This is a genomic window from Apilactobacillus waqarii, assembly GCF_019061205.1.
In the GTDB taxonomy this organism is placed as follows: Bacteria; Bacillota; Bacilli; order Lactobacillales; family Lactobacillaceae; genus Apilactobacillus; species Apilactobacillus waqarii.
The window spans coordinates 49,465-72,382 of record NZ_JAHQYH010000001.1 but is presented as its reverse complement, the minus strand read 5'-3'; the positions used below and the strand labels follow the sequence as shown (position 1 = coordinate 72,382).

At 36.4% G+C, this 22,918-nt stretch carries 19 protein-coding genes; 2 read left to right on the top strand and 17 right to left on the bottom strand.

All coding sequences use genetic code 11. The annotated features are described in order from the left end of the window. Window positions 1-16 precede the first annotated feature (16 nt). Together pyk and dnaE are read right to left on the bottom strand one after the other, a co-directional pair. The gene (gene pyk, locus KTJ72_RS00295) at window positions 17-1,777 is read right to left on the bottom strand and encodes a pyruvate kinase (RefSeq protein ID WP_034533926.1); all 1,761 of its coding nucleotides are present in this window, start codon (window positions 1,775-1,777) and stop codon (window positions 17-19) included. A gap of 142 nt (window positions 1,778-1,919) precedes the next feature. Beyond that, the gene (dnaE, locus tag KTJ72_RS00290) at window positions 1,920-5,288 is read right to left on the bottom strand and encodes a DNA polymerase III subunit alpha (protein ID WP_217303861.1); all 3,369 of its coding nucleotides are present in this window, start codon (window positions 5,286-5,288) and stop codon (window positions 1,920-1,922) included. A 114-nt stretch (window positions 5,289-5,402) separates the two neighbouring features. On the opposite strand from dnaE, the gene KTJ72_RS00285 reads away from it, so the two are divergent. Next, window positions 5,403-5,594: a DUF2929 family protein gene (locus KTJ72_RS00285; protein WP_225349239.1), complete on the top strand. Its 192-nt coding sequence runs from the start codon at window positions 5,403-5,405 to the stop codon at window positions 5,592-5,594. Window positions 5,595-5,629: 35 nt separating this feature from the next. Here the strand turns inward: KTJ72_RS00285 and clpB are convergent, their stop codons facing one another. From clpB to rpsU, 15 genes are all read right to left on the bottom strand, one after another. Then, entirely contained in the window at window positions 5,630-8,212 is a 2,583-nt protein-coding gene (gene clpB / locus KTJ72_RS00280; RefSeq protein ID WP_057197903.1) for an ATP-dependent chaperone ClpB, read from the bottom strand. A gap of 105 nt (window positions 8,213-8,317) precedes the next feature. Continuing rightward, on the bottom strand, window positions 8,318-9,553 hold the full coding sequence (gene pepT / locus KTJ72_RS00275; RefSeq protein ID WP_217303860.1) for a peptidase T: 1,236 nt from the start codon (window positions 9,551-9,553) through the stop codon (window positions 8,318-8,320). A gap of 11 nt (window positions 9,554-9,564) precedes the next feature. Beyond that, window positions 9,565-10,368, bottom strand: coding sequence for a Nif3-like dinuclear metal center hexameric protein (locus tag KTJ72_RS00270; RefSeq protein WP_094750369.1), 804 nt, complete (start codon window positions 10,366-10,368; stop codon window positions 9,565-9,567). Next, window positions 10,369-11,064, bottom strand: coding sequence for a tRNA (adenine(22)-N(1))-methyltransferase (locus KTJ72_RS00265; protein ID WP_217303859.1), 696 nt, complete (start codon window positions 11,062-11,064; stop codon window positions 10,369-10,371). A gap of 88 nt (window positions 11,065-11,152) precedes the next feature. Then, entirely contained in the window at window positions 11,153-12,265 is a 1,113-nt protein-coding gene (rpoD, locus tag KTJ72_RS00260) for an RNA polymerase sigma factor RpoD (protein ID WP_034530776.1), read from the bottom strand. A 16-nt stretch (window positions 12,266-12,281) separates the two neighbouring features. Beyond that, complete coding sequence (gene dnaG / locus KTJ72_RS00255; protein WP_249419520.1) at window positions 12,282-14,123, bottom strand: DNA primase; 1,842 nt, start codon at window positions 14,121-14,123, stop codon at window positions 12,282-12,284. 111 nt (window positions 14,124-14,234) lie between these two features. Next, on the bottom strand, window positions 14,235-16,313 hold the full coding sequence (gene glyS, locus KTJ72_RS00250; RefSeq protein ID WP_217303858.1) for a glycine--tRNA ligase subunit beta: 2,079 nt from the start codon (window positions 16,311-16,313) through the stop codon (window positions 14,235-14,237). Next, on the bottom strand, window positions 16,313-17,245 hold the full coding sequence (glyQ, locus tag KTJ72_RS00245) for a glycine--tRNA ligase subunit alpha (protein ID WP_034530772.1): 933 nt from the start codon (window positions 17,243-17,245) through the stop codon (window positions 16,313-16,315). Before glyQ ends, glyS begins: the two co-directional genes overlap by 1 nt. A gap of 282 nt (window positions 17,246-17,527) precedes the next feature. Further along, the gene (gene recO / locus KTJ72_RS00240; protein WP_217303857.1) at window positions 17,528-18,289 is read right to left on the bottom strand and encodes a DNA repair protein RecO; all 762 of its coding nucleotides are present in this window, start codon (window positions 18,287-18,289) and stop codon (window positions 17,528-17,530) included. 27 nt (window positions 18,290-18,316) lie between these two features. Continuing rightward, window positions 18,317-19,228, bottom strand: coding sequence for a GTPase Era (gene era, locus KTJ72_RS00235; RefSeq protein ID WP_430385410.1), 912 nt, complete (start codon window positions 19,226-19,228; stop codon window positions 18,317-18,319). A 15-nt stretch (window positions 19,229-19,243) separates the two neighbouring features. Further along, entirely contained in the window at window positions 19,244-19,633 is a 390-nt protein-coding gene (locus tag KTJ72_RS00230) for a diacylglycerol kinase family protein (protein ID WP_034533947.1), read from the bottom strand. After that, window positions 19,617-20,096 carry an rRNA maturation RNase YbeY gene (gene ybeY / locus KTJ72_RS00225; protein WP_034533950.1) on the bottom strand — a complete coding sequence of 160 codons (480 nt, stop codon included), beginning with the start codon at window positions 20,094-20,096 and terminating at the stop codon, window positions 19,617-19,619. The genes KTJ72_RS00230 and ybeY overlap by 17 nt, the downstream gene beginning before the upstream one ends. A gap of 24 nt (window positions 20,097-20,120) precedes the next feature. After that, window positions 20,121-21,089, bottom strand: a complete 969-nt coding sequence (locus KTJ72_RS00220) for a PhoH family protein (RefSeq protein ID WP_034533953.1) — start codon at window positions 21,087-21,089, stop codon at window positions 20,121-20,123. 120 nt (window positions 21,090-21,209) lie between these two features. Continuing rightward, entirely contained in the window at window positions 21,210-21,653 is a 444-nt protein-coding gene (locus KTJ72_RS00215) for a GatB/YqeY domain-containing protein (RefSeq protein WP_034530760.1), read from the bottom strand. Between the two features lie 80 nt (window positions 21,654-21,733). Next, window positions 21,734-21,928 carry a 30S ribosomal protein S21 gene (gene rpsU / locus KTJ72_RS00210; protein WP_034530758.1) on the bottom strand — a complete coding sequence of 65 codons (195 nt, stop codon included), beginning with the start codon at window positions 21,926-21,928 and terminating at the stop codon, window positions 21,734-21,736. A 175-nt stretch (window positions 21,929-22,103) separates the two neighbouring features. Here rpsU and KTJ72_RS00205 point away from each other — a divergent pair, with 175 nt between their 5' ends. Continuing rightward, window positions 22,104-22,916: a pyruvate, water dikinase regulatory protein gene (locus KTJ72_RS00205; RefSeq protein ID WP_034530757.1), complete on the top strand. Its 813-nt coding sequence runs from the start codon at window positions 22,104-22,106 to the stop codon at window positions 22,914-22,916. The last annotated feature ends 2 nt before the right edge of the window (window positions 22,917-22,918 follow it).

Sequence of the window (22,918 nt, the reverse complement as noted above, 5' to 3'; positions counted from 1 at the left end):
TCTTTTCGAGTAAATATTATAGTGAGTTAGCAGCGCCTGCGTAAACAATTCCGCGACGTGCATCTACTGTAATAGTTTGACCGTCTGAGATGTTTTCAGTAGCACCCTTAGCGCTAACAATAACAGGAATTCCTAGTGAAATACCTAATACTGCAGCATGTGATGTCATACCACCATCTTCAACGATAATTGCGCTTGCCTTCTTAATAGCTGGCAAGAAGTCTTTGTTGGTATTCTTAGCTACCAACACGCCACCGTCAACAGCCTTGCTGTTTGCATCGGCAGCGTTACTTGCTAAAAAAGCTTTACCGATAACAGTCTTGTCGCCAACACCTTGTCCTTGAGCAAGTTCTGAACCGATCAACTTAACGCTCATTACGTTAGTTGTACCCTTTTCGCCAACAGGTAGACCTGCAACTACAAGGATTAAGTCGCCTTCCTTAGCTAAGCCAGTTTCAACTGCCTTCTTAGCTGCGAAGTCGAACATACCATCACTGTTTTCTGGCTTGTCAACAACGATTGGTTGAACACCCCAGTTAACCATTAGACCACGACGTACACGGTCATCAAAAGTTAATGCTAAGATATCAGCATTTGGATGGTACTTAGAAATCATACGAGCTGAGTAACCAGTTGAAGTAGTAGTTACGATAGTCTTGATGTCAAGATCCTTAACCATTTCAGCAACTTGCTTACCGAATGCTTCAGTAACGTCACCGTTGTTGAATGCAGGACGAGCGTCACCGTATTCATCGTAGTGGTTTTCAGCCTTAACGTCTAACTTAGCCATAGTAGCAACTGCTTCTGCTGGGTAGTCACCGTTAGCACTTTCACCTGAAAGCATAGTAGCATCAGTACCGCTTAATACAGCGTATTCAACGTCTGAAGCTTCAGCACGTGTAGGACGTGGGTTTTCAATCATTGAGTCCAACATTTGAGTTGCAGTAATAACTGGTTTACCCATTTCGTTACATCTGTGGATTAAGTGTTTTTGAACGATTGGAACATTTTCTGCTGGAATTTCAACAGCCATGTCACCACGAGCGATCATCAAACCATCAGAAACCTTCATGATTTCTTCAAAGTTGTCGATACCTTCTTGTGATTCAATCTTAGGGAAGATTTGAACGTCTTCTTTGTGTTCGTCTTCAAGTAATTTACGGATGTCTAAAACATCTTCTGGTTTTCTTACAAATGAAGCGGCGATGAAGTTAATGTGCATTTCTGAAAGACCAAAACGAATGTCGCTTGAATCCTTTTCAGTAATACCTGGTAAGTTAATTGAAACACCAGGTGCAGTAACAGTTTTACGTGAACCTAGAGTAGCGTTGTTTTGAGCAACAACAACTAGTTCTTTGTTAGCTTCATCGATTTCTTTGATAACTGAGTCTAGGATACCATCATCAAATAAGATGTGGCCACCAACGTGAACGTCAGCTAATAAGCCAGGGTAAGTAACGGCGATCTTTTCTTTAGTACCTTCAATAGATTCGTCCATTGAAATTCTAAATTCGTCGTTAGTGTGGAATTCAATCTTACCATCTTTTTGGATAGTAGTACGGATTTCAGCACCCTTAGTATCAAGCATAAGACCAACAGTCTTACCAGTTCTCTTTTCGGCTTCATGAACTTTGTTTAAACGATCAAAGTGTTCTTCATGGTCACCATGTGAGAAGTTAAATCTGAAAACATTAGCGCCAGATTCGATTAATTTGACAATAGTGTCAACATCGGTACTAGCAGGTCCTAATGTACTTACGATTTTTGTTTTCTTCATAAGTAAAAATCTCTCCTTTTATTTTGTATGATAAATCATCCCTAAAAGATGACTATCATGCATAACTAGGTTTCATCTAGAATTGTATCACTTTTTAAAATTTATGTCTTTTATTTTTGCGCAATTTTTTAATAATTCAAAATTATTTATAAACTACATTGCCATTGCCTAATAATTGAATAAGTTTATCGTGCAATTCCTTGCTATTATTCAAATTATTGTCAGTACTTAACAGCTTTTTAGTACCGTTTTGTGAATTATATATAACGACTTGATGAGTTCCATGATTTTGTTTCATCAATTCATAAACATTTCTCAATACTTGATTGGAATTGTGGGCTTCATCAATCTTCAAATACCATTTTTCACTAGGCATTTGTTTTTTGATTTTACTCAAAACATTTGCTGCTGGGTACATCTTATCGGCAATCAGTTGATACTGACCGTTTCTCTTTTCTGGTTTACCACTTACCAAAATTACCATGGATGTTCTAATCCAATTAGCAATAAGTTTGTAAGTTGATGGGAAGACTGTCACGTTAATATCTCCGGCAACATCGGTTCCATCAACGAATGCCATATTGTCACCCTTTTTGGTTCTAATGGTCTTAACTCGTTGGACAAACAATAGACAGTTAATTGGTTCGTCATAACTACCCAATTCGTCTGAAGAAACAATCTTCATCGCACTTTGTAGTTGTTGATATTGTTCCACTGGATGACCTGATAAATAAACACCAACGTATTTATTTTCTAACTCCAATTTATCAACTAGACTAAGTTCCTCAGCAACTCGCTTCTTAGGCTTTAATGTCTTAAATAAGTCTTGAGATCCGCCACTTAGGTTAACTGATTCAACGTATTCATCGATTGAATTAGCTAATTCAGAGCGATTATCGCTAAAACTATCAAAAGCACCTACGTAAATAAGTGGTTTTAATAAGTCATTCTTTCTAAACTGCGGTGAAATTCTGGAAATGAACTCTTCTAGTCCCTTGTATGGACCATTTTGTTCACGACCTTCAACAATTTCACGAATAAAATCACTACGGATTCCCTTGATGCATCTTAGGCCAAAGATAATGTTTTGCCCGTCATCAATAAACTCTTCAAACGACTTATTGATATCGGGTGCCAATACATTAATGTTGCGTTTCTTGGCCTCTACAACATAAACATTAATCTTGTCATGATTTCCCATCACGGAGTTCAACAATCCGGTAAAGAATTGACGACTAAAGTGAGCCTTTAAGTATGCCAATTCAAACGCCATTTTACTATATGCGACGGCATGAGACTTATTGAAACCGTAACTAGCAAATCGTTCAATGTATTCGAATGTTTGACTAGCGGATTGCTTTGAATAACCTTTCTTTTCGGCTCCAGTAATAAACTTATCTCTCATGGATTCCATTACGCCTTGCTTTTTCTTACTCATTGCACGACGTAACAAGTCGGCTTCACCAAGTGTGAAACCACCCATGATTGATGCCACTTGCATTACCTGTTCTTGGTAGACGATGATCCCGTAGGTTGGACCTAACACATCAACAAGCGTTGAATCAATTCCTTCAACCTTTTCCTTGCCCTTCTTTCGAGCAATGAAGGTATCGATGTTTTCCATTGGGCCAGGACGGTACAATGCATCCACTGCCGCAACTTCATTAAAGTTATCAGGATGCAATGATTTCAAAACACGCTTAATTCCGTCAGATTCGAATTGGAAGATTCCATTAGTATCACCCTGTTGGAATAATTCCAGTGTTTTTGAATCGTTTAAATTAATCTTTCTGATATCAAAGTTACTGTTAACATCTTTTCTAACTAGTTGAATGATGTCGTTTAAAATTGAAAGGTTCTTTAAACCAAGAAAATCAATTTTCAACAAACCAATTTCTTCAACGTAGTTCTTAGAATATTGAGTAATCAATAGCTCTTCATTTCCTGATTGAAGTGGTGAAGTCTCAACAATTTTGTTTTGGCTTAACACTAATCCGGCAGCATGCGTCGATGAATGTCTAGGGTTACCTTCTAGTTTAGTAGCCGTTTCATACATCAACTTATTCAAGGCATTGTCGTTAACCAGGTTTCTTAATTTTTGTGAGTTATCGTAAGATTCCTTAAGTGTAATTTTTAACTTATTTGGAATTGCTTTACTCCACTCGTCTTGTTCAAACTTAGATAATCCGAATGTTCTACCAACATCTCTTAATACCTGTTTGGTCGACATCGTATCAAAAGTAACGATTTGGGCAACGTTTTGATGTCCATACTTGTCATGAACATAGTTTAGAATTACTTCTCGTTTATCGTCTGGAATATCCAAATCAATATCTGGCATTTGAGCACGTTGGTCATTTAAGAAACGTTCAAACAATAGGTCGTATTCAATCGGATCAACATCTGTAATGTACAAACAAAATGAAACAAGTGATCCAGCTGCTGAACCACGTCCGGGACCGGTCATGATATTTTGTTGATGGGCATAGTTAATAACATCCCACACGATTAGGAAATAATCGTTGAAGCCCATGCCATCAATCACTTGTAACTCGTGTTTTAGACGATCACGATATACTAGCCATTTGTCTTTTGGAACCGCTAGTTCTACTAAACGATGCTTTAAACCAGTTATACATAACTCTGCCAAGAAATCCTTGGATGACATGTTCTTGCCATTTTCATAGTGTGGTAGTACCGGTTGTTTTTTACTAATCTCGACATGACAGCTTTTGGCTACTTTGTCGTTGTTAGTTAAGCATTCTTCAAGCCCCTTTAGTTGGTAGTCATTAATCACGTCAGAACTTTGTTTTAACCAGTTCTGGGTTTCTTCATGACTTTCACCAAGAGGATTGGTTAAACGGCGATTATCATCTCGAATGCATTGCATTACCTTTAGTGCGAATGCATCATCACTATTTAGATTTTGGACTCTAGATGACGCAATTAGGCCAACCCCTAATTGTTCTGATAATGATTTAACTTGTTCAATGTAGTCATTATCTTCTAGTTTTTCTTCACTAATCGCTAAGAAGATATCATCATCTTGGTACCCATTCTTAAGATTACCTATAAAATCACTCACTGTATCGACTTGGTGTTGTTTAATCAACGCTGCTACCTCGCCGTAATCGGGAATAATTATAAAAGTATCTTTGGTAAAACTAAGTACATCATCTGTTGAGAGATTTTCGTTTTCTCTTGTTTTAGCAAGAGTTGATAATTTCATAATGTTTCTGTATCCATCATTATTCTTTGCTAAAACAATCAATTGATTCGACTCTTCATCCGCTGAGACATTCTCAACAGACAAAGTAAGTCCGATGATTGGATGAATATTATTTTTTATACACTTATCATAGAATTCAATTGCACCATACATAACTTTGTCATCAGTCAACGCCAGGTTAGTATACCCACGTTTAATTGCTGTTGAAATTAATTCATCTATTGAGATTGTACTATTCAACAAACTGTATGAGCTCATTACGTTTAACGGTGTATAATCCATAAAAATCATCCCTTTCCTTCAACAATTATAACAAAAATATCAATTCGTTGGATTATTTATAACTGTTTTTTACTTCTTAACTGTGGTAAAATTTCTATGAAATGTGAGGTGGATATGATGAAATTCATTATTTCAAATCTATTAGTTATTTTCTGGGCTGTTATCTTCGGTGAAATCATCGGATACATTGCCAGTCAATTAACTGGACTAACCTATAACTTAACTGAAATTGGTGTCGTATCAGCCGTTGTTGTATTAATCGCTGTTAACGCTTTAACACTTATTTCAAAACACTCAGTCAAATAATAAAAGCTCAAGTTAATTAACTTGAGCTTTTTTGTTTATTCAAATGTTAATTCATTGTTAGCTAATCCAATCTTAACTGTAGATTTGGCTTTTACCTTGTCTGCAATGATTAACTTAGCCAATGGTGTTTCGACATTTCTTGTAACAAATCTTTGTAATGGTCTTCCACCATATTGTGGGTCGTATCCATTATCAGTGATCCAGTCTAGCGCTTCATCACTAACTTCAATCTTGATTTGTTGATCTTTTAAACGTTGACCTAATTGGTCGATTAAATGCTTAACAATTTGTCTTACATCATTCTTGGATAGTGGCTTGAATGTGATGATGTCATCAATTCGGTTTAGGAATTCTGGCTTAAAGCTCTTCTTCAACAATTCATTGACTTGTTTCTTAGCCTTATCAGAAATATTGCCGTCTTTATCCAAACCATTCAATAAGATATCAGAACCTAGGTTTGATGTCATAATCAATAGCGTATTCTTGAAGTCAACTGTGTGGCCTTGACCATCAGTTAATCTTCCATCGTCTAACACTTGTAGTAAGACGTTGAAGACATCAGGATGCGCTTTTTCTATTTCATCAAATAAAACAATGGTGTATGGGTCTCTTCTAACGGCTTCAGTTAATTGGCCACCTTCTTCGTAACCAACATATCCTGGAGCAGCACCAACAAGTCTGGAAACCGATTCTTTTTCCATGTATTCTGACATGTCAATTCTTACCATGTGTTCTTCTGAATCAAATAAGTTTTCAGCTAATGATTTTGCAAGTTCGGTCTTACCAACACCGGTAGGTCCTAGGAATAAAAATGATCCTAATGGCTTGCTTGGGTCTTGTAGACCAGCTCTAGAACGTAATACTGCATCGGAAACAGCTTCAACGGCTTCATCTTGACCAACTACTCGCTTGTGCAAGTTATCGTCTAAATGAAGTAGTTTTTCTCTTTCACCTTGCATCAAACGGGCTACAGGAATCTTAGTTTCACGGCTTAATACTTCGGCAATGCCGTCTTCTGTAACTGACTCACTAACCAACCAGTCATCTTCATGGTCTTGGTTTTCCATCTTAGCAAGTTCTTCTTCAAGCTTTGGAATCGTACCGTGTTTTAGAATTGCAGCCTTATTTAGGTCGTATGAACTTTCGGCTTGTTGCAAGTCATTTTTAGCTTGGTCTAATTCAGCCTTCTTGTCACCTAATGTCTTAATGGATGATTTTTCTTGTTGCCATCTAGCGTTTAACTTATTAACGGTTTCCTTTAAGTTTGCTAGTTCTGGTTCTAGTTTGGCCAAACGAGCCTTGGATTCATCGTCTTCTTCGTTCTTTAATGCGGCTTCTTCGACTTCGGCACGCATTAACTTACGGTTGGCTTGATCCAATTCAGTTGGATTGGAATTCATTTCAACTTCGATTGTGGAAGATGCTTCATCAACTAAATCAATCGCTTTATCTGGTAAGAAACGATCTGGAATATAACGGTCTGCTAACTTAGCAGCTGCAACTAAGGCGTTGTCGTGAATTCTTACTCCGTGATGAATTTCTAGTCGTTCCTTAATTCCACGAAGAATTGTGATGGTATCGTCAACACTTGGTTCATCAACGCTAACCTTTTGAAAACGTCTTTCAAGTGCTTTATCTTTTTGCATGTACTTTCTGTATTCATCAACAGTAGTTGCACCAATCAAATGTAGCTCACCACGAGCTAACATTGGTTTTAAGATGTTTCCGGCATCCATACTACCTTCTGATTTACCTGCACCAACAATGTTATGAATTTCATCGATGAACATGATAATTTGACCTTCAGACTTTTTAACAGCCTTTAAAACAGCCTTCAAACGTTCTTCGAATTCACCACGGTACTTGGCACCAGCAATCAATGAACTCATGTCTAATTCAAATAAAGACTTATCCTTTAAGTTTTCAGGAACGTCATTTACGGCAATACGTTTTGCTAAACCTTCAACAATGGCGGTCTTACCAACACCAGGGTCCCCAATCAAAACAGGGTTATTCTTGGTCATTCTGGAAAGAATTCTAATTACGTCTAGAATTTCTTCGTCTCTTCCGATAATAGGGCCTAACTTACCTGCTCTGGCTTCGGCAACCAAGTCGACACCATATTTCTTAAGTGCTTGATAATTATCTTCTTGATTCTTTGAAGTCACCTTTTCGCCCCCTCTGATATTTTGTACTACTTCTTCAATCTTTTGTTTTGTAATTCCTTGGTCTTTTACATAGTCGACAACTTTGTTTCCTGTTGTATCCATTAATGCGATTACTAATGTATCAACAGCAACGTAGCCATCACCCAAGTTTGTTTTTTCTTTTTCTGCATTTTGTAATAGTTCGAGCATACTAGATGAAATATTTTGTCCATAGGCCACGCCTTGGCCATCTACTGTTGCAATTTCATCTAGTTGTTGATCCAATTGCTTTTCGAAATCATCAACGTTCATCCCTGCTTCAGCAAAAATTTGTCTTGCTAATTCACCTGGTTGAACCAATACCTTGAATAAATGGGTAATAGTGATTTCTTGATGTTTGCGATTAGCAGCCACCTTTTGTGCTTCAGCTAACGCTTGTGATACTGCTTCTGTTAATTCATCTGGATTCAATTATTTCACCTACTTAATAAAAAATACCTATGAGAAATCCATCTCATAGGTAAATTTTAACAAAAGGTCACATTAAATCAAATTATTTTGACCTTTTTTGACTAATTATTTTTCTGCGTTTAATTTAGCGATTTCAATAATGACGTCACATGCTTTTTCCATTGTTTGAACAGATACGTATTCAAAACGACCGTGCATGTTTTCACCACCGGCAAACAAGTTTGGTGTTGGTAATCCCTTGAATGAGATTGTTGAACCATCAGTCCCTCCACGAACTGGGAAAATGTCTGGTTTAACATCAACGTTGTTCATTGCTTCTTTGGCTAAGTCAACGACTTCCATGTTCTTTTCGATTACTTCGGCCATGTTGTAGTATTGATCTTTAACTTCAACATGAACACGGTCATAGTCAAATTGTTTGTTCATTTCATCAGCAATCTTTTTGAAGTATTGTTTTCTTTCTTCAAAACGATTTCTGTCATGATCTCTGATGATGTATGACATCTTAGTGTTGTCTGGAGTACCGTTGATTTCAAGTAAGAAGTAGAATCCTTCCTTACCATCAGTGTATTCAGGTCTTTCGTATGCAGGTAGTTTAGAATTGAATTCCATTGCTAATAGAGCTGCATTGACCATAACATCTTTGGCTTCACCAGGATGGACATCGGTTCCTTTAATTTCAACGGTTGCACCAGCAGCGTTAAATGTTTCATATTGTAATTGACCCTTAGCTCCACCATCAACGGTGTAAGCCATATCAGCACCAAAATCTTCAACATCAAACTTCAATGAACCGGTTCCGATTTCTTCGTCCGGACCAAACCCAACTTCGATTTCACCGTGCTTAATTTCAGGATGGTCAATTAAGTACTTCATGGATGAAATGATTTCGGAAACTCCTGACTTGTCGTCAGCTCCTAATAAAGTGGTTCCATCAGTTGTGATAAGAGTATCACCAGAATACTTATGTAGACTTTCAAATACGTTTGGATCTAAGTTGTATTCACCGTCACCTAATTTGATGTTTGATTTTCCATCATAGTTTTCTACAAATTGTGGGTTCACATTTTCTGAATTAAAATCAGCAGTATCAATATGTGAAATGAAACCAATTTTCTTCACATCTTTGTCGATGTTTGAAGGTAGAGTCGCAAATACATATGCACTTTCTTCATTTGTTCTTACGTTAGATAATCCAATTTCTTTTAGTTCTTCCTTTAATTGGTTCAAAAATACTGTTTCACGGTTTGCTGATGGAATAGCAGTGCTGCTTTCATCAGAACGCGTGTTAATCTTAACGTATCTCAAAAAACGAGGTACTAAGTCTTCATACTTACTCATGGTGTTTCCCCCTAAATAAATTGATATGGATCAGTGTTTATAGAAGATTCTATCACATCTATTGGCCAATCATAATCTTTTGCCCACTCTTTGAACATTTCTGCCAAATATGGCTTACAAATACTTTCAATATGGTGGCCAGGATCGACAACTGACATATGGTCAGCAATCATATCATGACCGACATGATAATAAACATCCCCGGTAACATAAACGTCTGCACCTTTATCCTTAGCAATATTATAGAACTTACCACCATCGCCACCTAAAACCGCGACTTTTTTAACTGGTTTATTCAATTCATGACTAATTAATCGAAGGCCGGAAACGTTAAAGTATTCCTTACAATTATGCGCAAATTGTTCGACTGTTGTGGTTTCCTTTAGTTCACCAATGCGACCCATGAAGTATTCAACGCCCTTATAGTCTCCTTGACTTACTAGTCCTTCCACGTTTCTTAAGTCCATTGCTTCAGCTAACCAATCGTTCATACCGCCATCGGCATTATCTAAATTGGTGTGGGCAGAATAAACAACGATGTTGTGCTTAATGATATCGGCATACATCTTGTTTTGTGGGACATCTAAATCCATGTTCTTAACGGGTCTAAACATCGCTGGATGATGAGAAAAAATCATATCACAGTCGTTTTCAATCGCTTCTTCAACCACTTCTGGTCTAACGTCTAAGGTTACTAATACCTTATGAATTTCTTGATTAATCGATCCGATTTGCAAACCGATTGGGTCGTGTTCAACCGCAATCTCCTTTGGTGCAAATTTTTCAAACTGGTTAATTAAGTCGAATGCTTTCATTTATAACACCTCTTTAATTTCCTCAATTTCTTTCTTCATTGAATTAATCTTATCAACTGGTTTGTCATGCTTAGCCAAGTTCATTTGGTCAATTACCATTTCAATTCTTTCAATTTCGTTTTCCCACTTTTCAACGAAAACATCTGAGTGTTGTTTTAGTAAAAATGGACCAAACTTAATTTCTTGTTCTGTGTATTCAAATGATTTGTCAGTCTTTTTCGCAACGATAATTTCATAGGTATGACCATCTTCTCTTAAGATGGTTTCATCACTAATTTCATATTGGTTATTCGTTAGCCAAGTTCTTAATCGATCTTCTCCAACGTTTGGTTGAAGTATCAATAATTCGTCGCCTGATAAGTGTGACTTACCGTTCTCTAGGATATTCTTGATTAAAGTTCCACCCATTCCAGCAATGGTAACACAATCAATTTTGTCCTCTGGTTGTACTGATAATAATCCATCAGCTAATCTAGTGTCGATTCGATCACTTAGACCTTCAGCTTTAATTTCTTGAATTGCGTTGTCTAGGGGTCCCTTAGCAACCTCACTAGCAATTCCAAATTCAATTTGTTTTTGTTTCATCAAATAAACTGGCAAGTATGCATGGTCTGATCCGATGTCTGCTACTCGACTATTTTGCGGAACAAAATCTGCAACTACTTTCAATCTTTGAGATAACTTATTTGCGTCCATAAAAACACCTTTTCTACTTTGTTATTATTTATATTATAACCGCTATAGAAAATAAAAAACAGATAGCAAATGCTATCTGTTTTAATTATTATTCAAGGAAATCCTTTAGTTGTTTACTTCTGGATGGGTGGCGTAACTTTCTCAAAGCCTTAGCTTCAATTTGTCTAATTCTTTCACGAGTAACACCAAATACCTTACCAACTTCTTCAAGGGTTCTAGTACGACCATCGTCTAGACCGAAACGTAATCTTAGTACGTTTTCTTCACGGTCAGTTAGAGTATCTAAGACACCTTCAAGTTGTTCCTTTAGTAATTCGTATGCAGCGTGGTCGGCTGGACTAGTTGCATCTTGGTCTTCGATAAAGTCACCTAAGTGAGAGTCATCTTCTTCACCAATTGGTGTTTCTAGAGAAACTGGTTCTTGAGAAATCTTTAGAATGCTTCTAACCTTTTGAGTTGGCATATCCATTTCAGCACCAATTTCTTCAGGTGTAGGTTCACGACCTAAATCTTGAAGTAATTGTCTTTGAATACGGATTAATTTGTTGATTGTTTCAACCATGTGAACTGGAATTCTGATGGTTCTAGCTTGGTCAGCAATCGCACGTGTAATAGCTTGTCTAATCCACCAAGTAGCGTAAGTTGAGAACTTGAAACCTTTTCTGTAATCAAACTTTTCTACGGCCTTCATTAGACCCATGTTACCTTCTTGAATTAAATCCAAGAATTGCATACCACGACCAACGTAACGCTTAGCAATTGAAACAACCAAACGAAGGTTAGCTTCAGCTAGTTCCTGTTTAGCTTCTTCATCGCCTTCTTCGATACGAAGAGCCAAGTCAACTTCTTGGTCAGCAGTTAGAAGTGGAACACGTCCAATTTCTTTTAGGTACATTCTAACTGGGTCGTTAATTTTAACACCAGTAGGAGCTGAAGCTGAGTTCTTCAATTCAGCTTGGGTAACCTTCTTAGCTGCTTCTAGGGCACGTGGATCTGGATCACCATTTTTATCAACAACACTGATACCAGCGTCTTCGATTTTTTCTAGTAATTCATACATTTCAGTCTTAGTTAGCTTGAATGGCACAGCAATTGTGTCATTAACATCGTCATAAGTAACGTGTCCAACTTTCTTTTGCTTCTTAATTAAAGCGTTGGTTGATTCTTTTAGTTCTTTCTTGTTTAACTTCTTTTCAGCCATTAAAGTGCCTCCTAAATTACGATCTGTCGTTCAACTGTTTTTGTCTTTGTAACTTGATGATTTCCATCGCTAGTTCGGTTTGCTTATCAACATCCCCTAGCTTCTTGGCATCATTCAATTCAGCCTGTTTGTTCTTAAGCTGAACATCGATCGGCGCCTCATTCATTATTATATTAACATAATCGTCAACCTCTTCTTTATTTGGCGCATCGCTTAACGGTAACATTTCGATATTAATCAACATGTTTTGTAACTTTTCTTCTTTAATGAAGTCTTGAAACTCTGCTGATTTATATTCGTCATGTGTTGCCATATAGCCTTGTGCCAATGTGTATAGAAGTTGAAAATCATCATCCACAAATGAAAAACCATCTTTACTCATCAAATGTTGCCACATTTCACGTGACATCAAAATGCGATTAAATAGATATAATTCCGCCAATTCAACCTTGCTGTGTGATCTGACGTTATCAATTGGTTGGATGACTGGATGACCTTGTTGTGGTTCATCCCTTGATTTTTGAATCGACTTGTTAACATTATTCTTTTGAATATAGGTATTCATTCGATTAGTCAAATCTAACTTGTTCAAGTTAAATTGATCAGATAATTGGTTAACATAAATGTCTCTTTCCAATGGATCGGAAATCTTAGCAACTTCCTGTAAGACATCGTTAATATAGCTAATCTGGTCAGTTTCGTTATCCAAGTTACGGTTCAACTTGAAGTATCGCATCTTAAACGAAAGTGGCGATTCATAGGCAGAATGCATATAACTAGCAAACTTTTCCTCACCATATTGTTTACGATATTCATCGGGATCAATTCCCTCAGGCATTTGAATAACACCTAGAGATAAATCTGTATTACCTAGTAATGACAATGCTCGATTAATCGCATTTTGTCCCGGTGCATCACCATCATAACAAACACTAACGCTTGGTGTTAAACGTTTAATCGTAGCGATTTGTTCGGTGGTAAGACTAGTTCCCATTGAAGCAATTCCGTTGGTTACACCTGATTGATAAGCAGATATAACATCCATGAATCCTTCAAACAAGATAACATTCTTTTGCTTTTGAATGGTTGTCTTAGCGTCAGATAGGTTGAATAAGACTTTTCGTTTGTTGAAAATGTCAGTTTCAGGACTGTTTAGGTATTTTGCCGTTGAGGCATTTTTATCCATTACACGTCCTGAGAAACCAATCAGATTGCCAAACTCGTTTTTAATTGGGAACATGATACGGTCAAAGAAACGATCACGAAGTTTACCATCGTCAGTTTCAATAAATAGACCAGATTTTCTCATGTCATCATATTGAACTTTCTTGTTTTCCAAAAACTTATTTAAGATTTGTTCCTTAGGTGCAAATCCCAAACGGTAGAACTTGATGGTCTCATCGGTCAATCCTCGTTCGTGCAAGTAATCTAATGCTGGTTGCCCCACTTCAGTATTCATCAAAATATGACTGTACAATTCAGTGGCTAACTCATGCATATAGATTAATTTTTTCTCAACCGGATTGATGTTTGATTTAGCTTTATTGGAATGCCTATATTGGTCTGGAATTTCAATTCCTTGCATATCAGCAACTCTCATTACCGCTTCCGGATATGAAAGATTTTCCAATTCCATCATGAACTTAAAGACATTTCCACCTCTTCCACAACTGAAGCAGTGAAAGATTTGTTTTTGTTCATTAACAGAAAATGATGCAGTGTTTTCATTATGAAATGGACATATACCAAATAGATTACTACCAGATTTTTTCAATGAAACAAATTGACCAACAACATCGGCAATGTTGGTTTCATTTCTAATCTGATCAATTACTTCTTCAGGAATCATTGTCAGCATATCTCCTTTCACTGATAAAAGTCGCACCGATTTTTAGTGCGACTTTTGTTAAAAATACGAATAAATATTATACAGTATTTTATCAACCCATCATAGGTTTGTCTATCAATTCTATTTTACGATTAGTTGGTTTAAATCAGCAAACCAGTTAATCATGTTTGATAACTTAGTTAGTTCACGTAAGTGATTGTTCTTAACGTTTTCGTCTTTAGCCATAACCATTGTTTGGTCAAAGTAGTCGTTAATTGAATCCTTCAAGTCGAATAACTTGTTGTATTCGTCGTTTGCACTTAGTGAGAAGAAGTCACCAGAGATTGCTTCAACGTTTGAATGAAGGTTCTTTTCAGAATCGTTTTCAAACAATGATTCATCAACATTTAAGTCGTCTGAAGCAAAGTCTTGTTTTTCTGAAATTCTTAGAACACGAGTTAATGCTTCAACTGATTCCTTGAAGTTATCATCTTCCTTGTGTTCGTCTAGAATGTCGGCAACGTTAAAGATAAATTCGATATTATCATTGTTTGAGTTACCTGCAGCATCGATAATATCATGTCTAATCTTGTCGGCCTTTAGTTGCTTAACAATTCTATCCTTGATGAATGAAACGATTTCGCTAATTTCCTTGTTTTGATCCAAGTCAGGAGCAACGTTAGCATCCTTTTCAGCATTGATGAATGCTTCCATCATTTCAGTTAAGTTGAAGTTTAGTTCTTCGTTCTTAACAATTCTAACGATACCGTTAGCTTGTCTTCTCAATGCATATGGGTCATTTGAACCACTTGGAATCATACCAGCGGCAAAGAAAGTTAGGATACTGTCAAATTTATCAGCTAGAGAAAGAACTGAACCAACCTTAGTTGCTGGTAGTTCACCAGTTGCTGAAATTGGCATGTAGTGTTCACGAATAGCAGTAGCAACGGCTTCATTTTCACCCTTTAATAGAGCATACTTTTCACCCATTACACCTTGTAGTTCTGAGAATTCACCAACCATACCGGTAACTAAATCAAACTTGTAAATTTGAGCAGCACGTTTAACATCTTTTAGTTCTTGGTCGCTTAGTTTAGCATGTTGACCAATTACTTCGGCAATCTTTTCAACACGTTGCATTTTTTCAAACATAGTTGAAATCTTGTCGTGGAAACTTACCTTCTTTAGCTTGTTTACGTAGAAGTCGATATCCTTTGCTTGATCTTCTTGGTAGAAGAACATTGCATCTTCTAGACGCGCAGTAAGTACTTTTTCGTTACCTGCAATCACGTTTTCAATGTATTCGCTGTTACCGTTTCTAACTGAGATAAAGAATGGTAAGATGTTACCATTTTGATCGTTAACGTAGAAGAATCTTTGGTTGTCCTTCATTGAAGTAATTAGAACTTCTGAAGGTAATTGTAGGTATTTTTCATCGAACTTACCAAAGAATGCAGTTGGCCATTCGACTAAGTTGTTAACTTCTTCAAGTAAACCTTGGTTAATGTTAATTACCCAGTTGTTTTCATCTTGGATTTCTTTGATTTGTTTAACGATTAAGTCCTTACGTTTTTGAGCATCAACAATTACGAATTGTTCTTTTAGCTTTTCTTCGTATTCATCAGCTGAGTTGATAGTTGTGTCTTGACCTAAGAATCTGTGGCCACGACTTACGTTTGAAGCAGTAACGTCTAGGATTTGAATTGGTAATACTTCGTCATCTAACAAAGCTACCATCCATCTAATTGGACGAATGAAGTCCAAACGGTAAACGTTCCACTTCATTAGTGTTGGAAATGTCATGCTTGTGATAACATCATTTAATCCCATTAGGACTTCTTTAACAGGCTTTCCGGCAATATGTTTTTCAACAAAAACATATTCAGTACCCTTAACTTCTTTAAAGGTAATATCGTCGGTGCTTAGGCCTTGTCCCTTAGTGAAACCGATGGCTGCTTTTGACCAGTTGCCTTCGTCATCTAAAGCAATCTTCTTAGCAGGACCCTTTACAGTTTCGTTTACGTCAGGTTGTTTATCAGCTAAACCTTCAATTTGGATAGTTAAACGACGAGGAGTTGAGAATGGCTTAACAGCATCAAAATCAATTCTTTGATCTTTTAAGTAATCTTCAGTCTTCTTAACTAATTGTTTGATACTAGGAGTTACCACATGAGCTGGCATTTCTTCTAGTCCAATTTCAAGTAAAAATGTGTGAGCCATTATTTTTCCTCCTTGTTTTCATCATCTTTTAGAAGAGATTGTCTTAATTTTTCATCTTTGATAAGTGGGAAACCACGTTTCTTTCTTTCAGCAATGAAGGCCTTAGCAATTTCTCTGGCCATTCTTCGGATTCTTGAAAGGTATCCGGCACGTTCAGTAACTGAAACGGCACCTCTAGCATCTAATAAGTTAAATGTGTGGCTACATTTTAGAACATAGTCGTATGCAGGGTGAACTAAGCCGTTTGCGATTTGTTTTTTAGCTTCTGTTTCGAAGTCATCAAACATCTTTAGTAACATTTCTTGATTACTTTCTTCGAAACTGTATTTTGAGTGTTCGTATTCTGGTTCCTTGAAGATATCACCGTACTTAACACCATCGCTCCATTCTAGTTCAAAAACATTGTTAACGTCTTGAACGTATGAAGCAAGTCTTTCTAGACCATAAGTGATTTCTGAAGCAACTGGGTTCATTTCTTGACCACCAACGATTTGGAAGTAAGTAAATTGAGTAACTTCCATTCCGTCTAGCCAGATTTCCCAACCAACACCGGCACAACCCATTGATGGGTTTTCCCAGTTATCTTCAACGAAACGAATATCGTGTTCTTCTGGGTTAATGCCAAGTTCTTTTAAACTATCCAAGTATAGTTCTTGGATGTTTTCAGGAGATGGTTTCATGATTACTTGGAATTGGTGATGTTGGTATAAACGGTTAGGGTTTTCACCATATCTACCATCAGCAGGTCTTCTAGAAGGTTCAACGTATGCTGCGTTCCAAGGTTCAGGTCCAATTGCACGTAAGAATGTGTATGGACTCATAGTTCCGGCACCTTTTTCAGTATCGTATGCTTGCATTAACATACAACCTTGTGATGACCAGTATTGTTGTAATTTTAAAATGATGTCTTGCATTGACAACTTTTCTGTCATGTTACTTCCTCCTAATAAACGAATGGCATAAAAAAAACCTATGCAAAAAGTATACTTAAATACAGTTTACATAGGGACGATTATTCGCGGTTCCACCCTACTTCTGAGTTTCGTCAGCAGCTTGATTTCTTTGGTTCAAAAAGTGCCAATCATTGAAAAATGCAAGTAGCTCACACTGTCCTACTATCGCTGAATATCCATTTTATTCAATGACCCTCTTTTGTCATTACCATTCGTATTTATTTATTTCAATTATAGTTTACAATTGCAAAAAAATCAATTCTATAATCTTAGGTCATTCATTTGATCTAAGAAACTTTTACTCTTTAGATGAATTCCTACAGAATCCGAGTAAATTTTATCGAGAAGCATCCTTAAATGTTGTTTTGTATTGTCATTTACATTCACGTTACCCAATTTATTTAAATCAATAATTGAGAAACGACGTAAATAATATATAGTCTTTTGATCAAGGTGCAAACGGTTGGCATCTAAATGAAAATGATTTTGGCAAATCAAGCCACCATAGGCTTCGGAATAGTCAAAGTTCAAATCATTACGACCACAAATGGCACATCCCCTTAGTTCAGGTTGCACCCCAAACTCACCTAGAAGTTGGATTTCACAGATGTTGGTAATTACCTCAGGGTCGACACCGTTATCGATCAATCGTAACGCTGCAAATAGCTGATTGAACCAATGCGGAATTGGTGTTGAATCAGGAAACGCAACGTCGACTAATGACATAATGTAAGTGGCGTAGGCATTTAAGAAAATATCCTCGCTAATGTTTTCATAATGGTCAGTATCTAATCCACTATAAATATAAGATAAGTTTTCAGCATTTATCTTTCCAGAATACGTACCATAGGTAAAAGGCAAGATATCCGCCATCATCTTAAAGCCCCTTTTTCGAGCTCCTCGAATGAAAAACATCTTCTTGCCTGCCTCGGCCGTTAAAAACTTAACTAACATATCATTTTCTTTGAAGTTCTTTCGGTATAGTAAAATACCGTGAAAATTCATATATGTTTGTGAATCCATTTTTATTCACCGACCATTTTTAAAATTTTAGTAATTATCCTTCTTGTATCCTAATGACTTAAGAACAGATGATTCATTACGCCATCCAGGATGAACCTTAACCCAAAGTTTTAGATAAACCTTGCTTCCTAATAGGTCTTCGATATCTTGTCGAGCTAGAGTACCAATCTTCTTTAACATTGATCCTTGCTTACCGATCAAGATTCCCTTTTGACCAGGACGGTCTACTAAGATATCAGCTTGAATATCTACGTTCCCATTTTCCTTGGTCTTCATGCTTAAGATATCAATCGCAATTGAGTAAGGAATTTCATCTCTTGCTAACATTAATATTTTTTCTCTGATTAGTTCAGCAACGATAAAACGTTCTGGGTGATCAGTTACTTCATCTTCTGGGTAGTATTGTGGACCAGCTGGTAATAATTGCTTTAAGTTGTCCATCAATTCATCGACATTGTTACCTTGTAGTGCAGAGATTGGGAAAACTTCTTTCCAATCAAGCGCCTTCTTGTAAATGTCCATGATACTTAGAAGTTTGTTTGGATTGATTTCATCAATCTTGTTGATGATTAAGTAGACTGGTTTATCAATATCCTTTAAGCGGTTAATGATAAAGTTATCTCCAGCACCTCTTGTTTCAGTGGCACTTACCATGAATAAAACAGCATCAACTTCTTTTAAAGCTGAGAAAGCTGATTTTTCCATAAAATCATCTAACTTGTTATTTGGTTTGTGAATTCCTGGGGTATCCAAGAAGACAATTTGTGATTCATCATCGGTGTAAACACCTTGAATCTTGTTTCTAGTTGTTTGTGCTTTATCACTCATAATCGCAATCTTTTGACCGATAATACGGTTTAAGAATGTTGACTTACCAACGTTTGGTCTACCAACGATAGCTACAAATCCTGAATGAAAGTTTGAATCAAATTCCATAATAATTCCTCCGTGCTGTTAAAGTCCAAATATGATTGGAACATATACCAATAATCCGATAATTGCTGCAAAGATTGACGCAATAACCACACCTGCGGCCGCTACATCTTTGGCCTTCTTGGCAATCTCATCATATTTATTACCAACAATTAAATTAACAATTGATTCACATAACGTATTTACAACTTCAGCGATTAAGACAATAAATATTGCTAACAAAATCCAAACCCATTGGCTCAAATCAATCTTAAGAATAAACGAAATAATCACTACGATTAAAGATGCAATTAGATGAAATCTAAAGTTACGTTCTGTCTTGCATAATATCACTAAACCATCAAAAGCGTGCTTAAATGATTCGGCGAAACTACGATTTTTTCTGACTTCTTTTTTATCTTTTAAGCCCATAGTCGTCCATTATCTTTCTTTGCAATGGGAACATAACGTCTTCATCTTCTTGCTTCATGTGATCATAACCGTTTAAGTGTAGGAATCCATGAACAACAAGGAAACCTAATTCACGTTCGTATGAGTGGTCTAAAAATTCTGCTTGTTCAGCAACCTTATCGATTGAAACAAAGATGTCACCAATGTTCTCTGGGATTTCTGCGGCCATTTCATCATCCATAATTAATGGAAAATCGTCATCACCGTCTTCAATCGCAAAACTAATAACATCAGTTGCGCGGTCAACACCACGATACTTACTGTTAATTTCCTTAATTTCATCATTATTAACGAATGTTACTGACATTTCAGTATTATCCTTAAGGTCTAATGACTTGCTAGCAAATTGTAATACATCTTCCACTAAATCGATGTGTTTTTGGTCTACACCGTCTTTTGTCTTATCGTAAATTTCTAAATCCATTCTGGTACTCCTGTTATAAAATTTCTATTTTTGTTGATATTCTTCGTAGGCATCGATAATTCTAGCAACAACTGGATGTCTAACAACATCCTTAGAATCAAACTTAACAAAACGAATTTTTTCAACATTTTGTAAGATTGATTGGGCTTGAACTAGACCGCTACTTGCATGTTTAGGCAAATCAATTTGAGATATATCACCGTTAACAATCATCTTGGAACCAAAGCCAAGACGAGTTAAAAACATTTTCATTTGAGCAGTTGTGGTGTTTTGGGCTTCGTCTAAGATAACGAAGGCAGAGTCCAATGTTCTACCACGCATATAGGCTAATGGAGCAATTTCAATAACTCCTCTTTCCATCAATCTAGCAGTGTGTTCACGACCTAGAATTGAATGAAGTGCATCGTAAATTGGTCTTAAGTATGGATCAACTTTTTCTTTTAAATCACCTGGTAGAAAACCTAGGCTTTCACCAGCTTCAACGGCAGGTCTTGTTAAAATAATCTTTTCGACATCACCGTGCTTTAATGCTGCGATTGCCATAACCACAGCTAAGTATGTTTTACCAGTACCGGCTGGTCCAATTCCGAAAGTAATATCATTACGTTTTACAGATTGCACGTATTGGCGTTGGCCAAAGTTCTTAACACGGACTGGCTTACCCTTAAAGTCTTTGATTAATATTTGATTGTATAGCTCTTTAAAATAACTTAACGTATCATTTTTGGCCATATTCATAGCAGAAACAAAGTCACTGCTATTCAATGTGACACCGTTTTGAATTAAGTCCATTAAGTTTTTAAAAATTGAAATAACTTTATTAACATTATCTTCACTTCCGGATACCTTTACATTGGTTCCAAAAGCATTAATTGATACTTCCATACCCTCTTCAAGAATTGTAACGTATTTATTTTGTGCCCCTAATAACTTAGGTTCAAAATCTAAATTATGAATAATAAATTCTTTGGTTACTTCAGTTTGTTCTGTCAATATAGCGACCCCTTTTTTATTGATAATCAAATATTAGCACAGATTTTGACTTTAAAAAAGTTATTAATATGTACTAACAAAGCATGCTTGTGGAATAGCACAACCATACTTTATAAATAATTAGCTTAAGTGAGCTTTTACAGATTGGTTAACTTCGTTTCCGTCAGCTTTACCCTTAACCTTTGGCATGATAGCACCCATTACTTTACCAAAATCAGACATTGCTGAAGCGCCAACTTCACTGATAGTTTCTTCAACTACCTTGTCAATTTCTTCTTTTGACATTTGTTTTGGAGCGTACTTGCTTAGCACAGCTAATTGTTCTTCTTGTTCGGCAACTAAATCATCTCTACCACCATCTTTGAATTCAGCAATAGATTCCTTAACTTGCTTAACTTCACGACTGATAACAGTTAGTTCTTCGTCATCACTTAAATCATGACCTAAAGCAACTTTTTCGTTAGTTAGGGCTGATTTTAGAGAACGAATAACGTTCAAAGCAGTTTTGTTGTGTTCCTTCATTGCATTTTTAAGATCTTCATTAAGACTTGTAGCGATACTCATTATAGTTTCCCTCTTTCAAAATATTCAGCTTAGTTTTGGCAAAAAAAACGTCCCTGAAATAACAGGAACGTTTTTAGTAATTAAAAGCGACGGCTTTTTTTCTTGTTGTTGCGCTTTCTTGCTGCTTCAGATTTTAATTTACGTTTAACACTTGGTTTTTCGTAGAATTCTCGTTTACGGTATTCACGTAAAGTACCGTTCTTGGAAACTGTACGTTTGAAACGACGAAGAGCATCATCAAGAGATTCGTTTTTACGAACGACTGTTTTTGACATATGAAAATTCCCTCCCTCCGAGCTCGAAATACAACAGTTACTTTTTATTTATTAAAACTGTTCTTAATAATTATACAAAACAATATTTATAACGTCAATATTACATTTGAATTTAAAACTACTTTTATGACAGTTTTTTAGATATAATAAAGTCGTAAAAAAAGGAGTGATTTTGATGAAACATATTAATATCTTTGCCATCTCAGATTCTAGTGGTGAAACAGCGATGCAAGTAGCTAAAACCGCTGGTGCACAATTTGAAAGTGCTGATATTTCATACGAAAGATACCCATTTATCACTACCGAATCAATGTTAAGTGGTATCTTAAAAATTGCTAAACAAAAAGAAGCCGTCATTTTTCATACCCTAGTTAACGCTGATTTAAGTAAACTAATCGAAGATTTTGCAATGGCCAATAATTTACAAAGCGTTGACTGTGTTCAAAAACCTATGAAGGCAATTAGTAGCCAATTAGGTTTTAACCCTGAACGTGTTAGCGGTCTTGTTCATGACTTAAATGACGACTACTTCAAGCGCATTGAAGCGATGGAATTTTCCGTTGAAAATGATGATGGAAGCAACCCACAAAACCTAACAAAAGCAGATGTCGTGATCCTAGGAATTTCTAGAACATCCAAGACCCCGCTATCACTATACCTTGCAAACAAGCAAGTGAAGGTTTCAAACGTGCCAATTGGTCCTACCATCCAATTACCTAAAGAAATCTTTGACGTTGATCCAAAAAAGATTATTGGTCTTACCAGCGTAACTAAAGATATTCAAAAAATTAGAAAAGCCAGAATGGAATCATATGGTATCGATGAAGATACACCATATTCAAACTCGAAGAATATTGATGAGGAATTAGAATATGCTAACAACTTATACCATAAACTTGGTTGTTTAATTATTGACGTCCATGATAAATCAATCGAAGAAACTGCCACCGTAATTATGGAAAGTCTTGATTTAGATTCATACCAATAAAA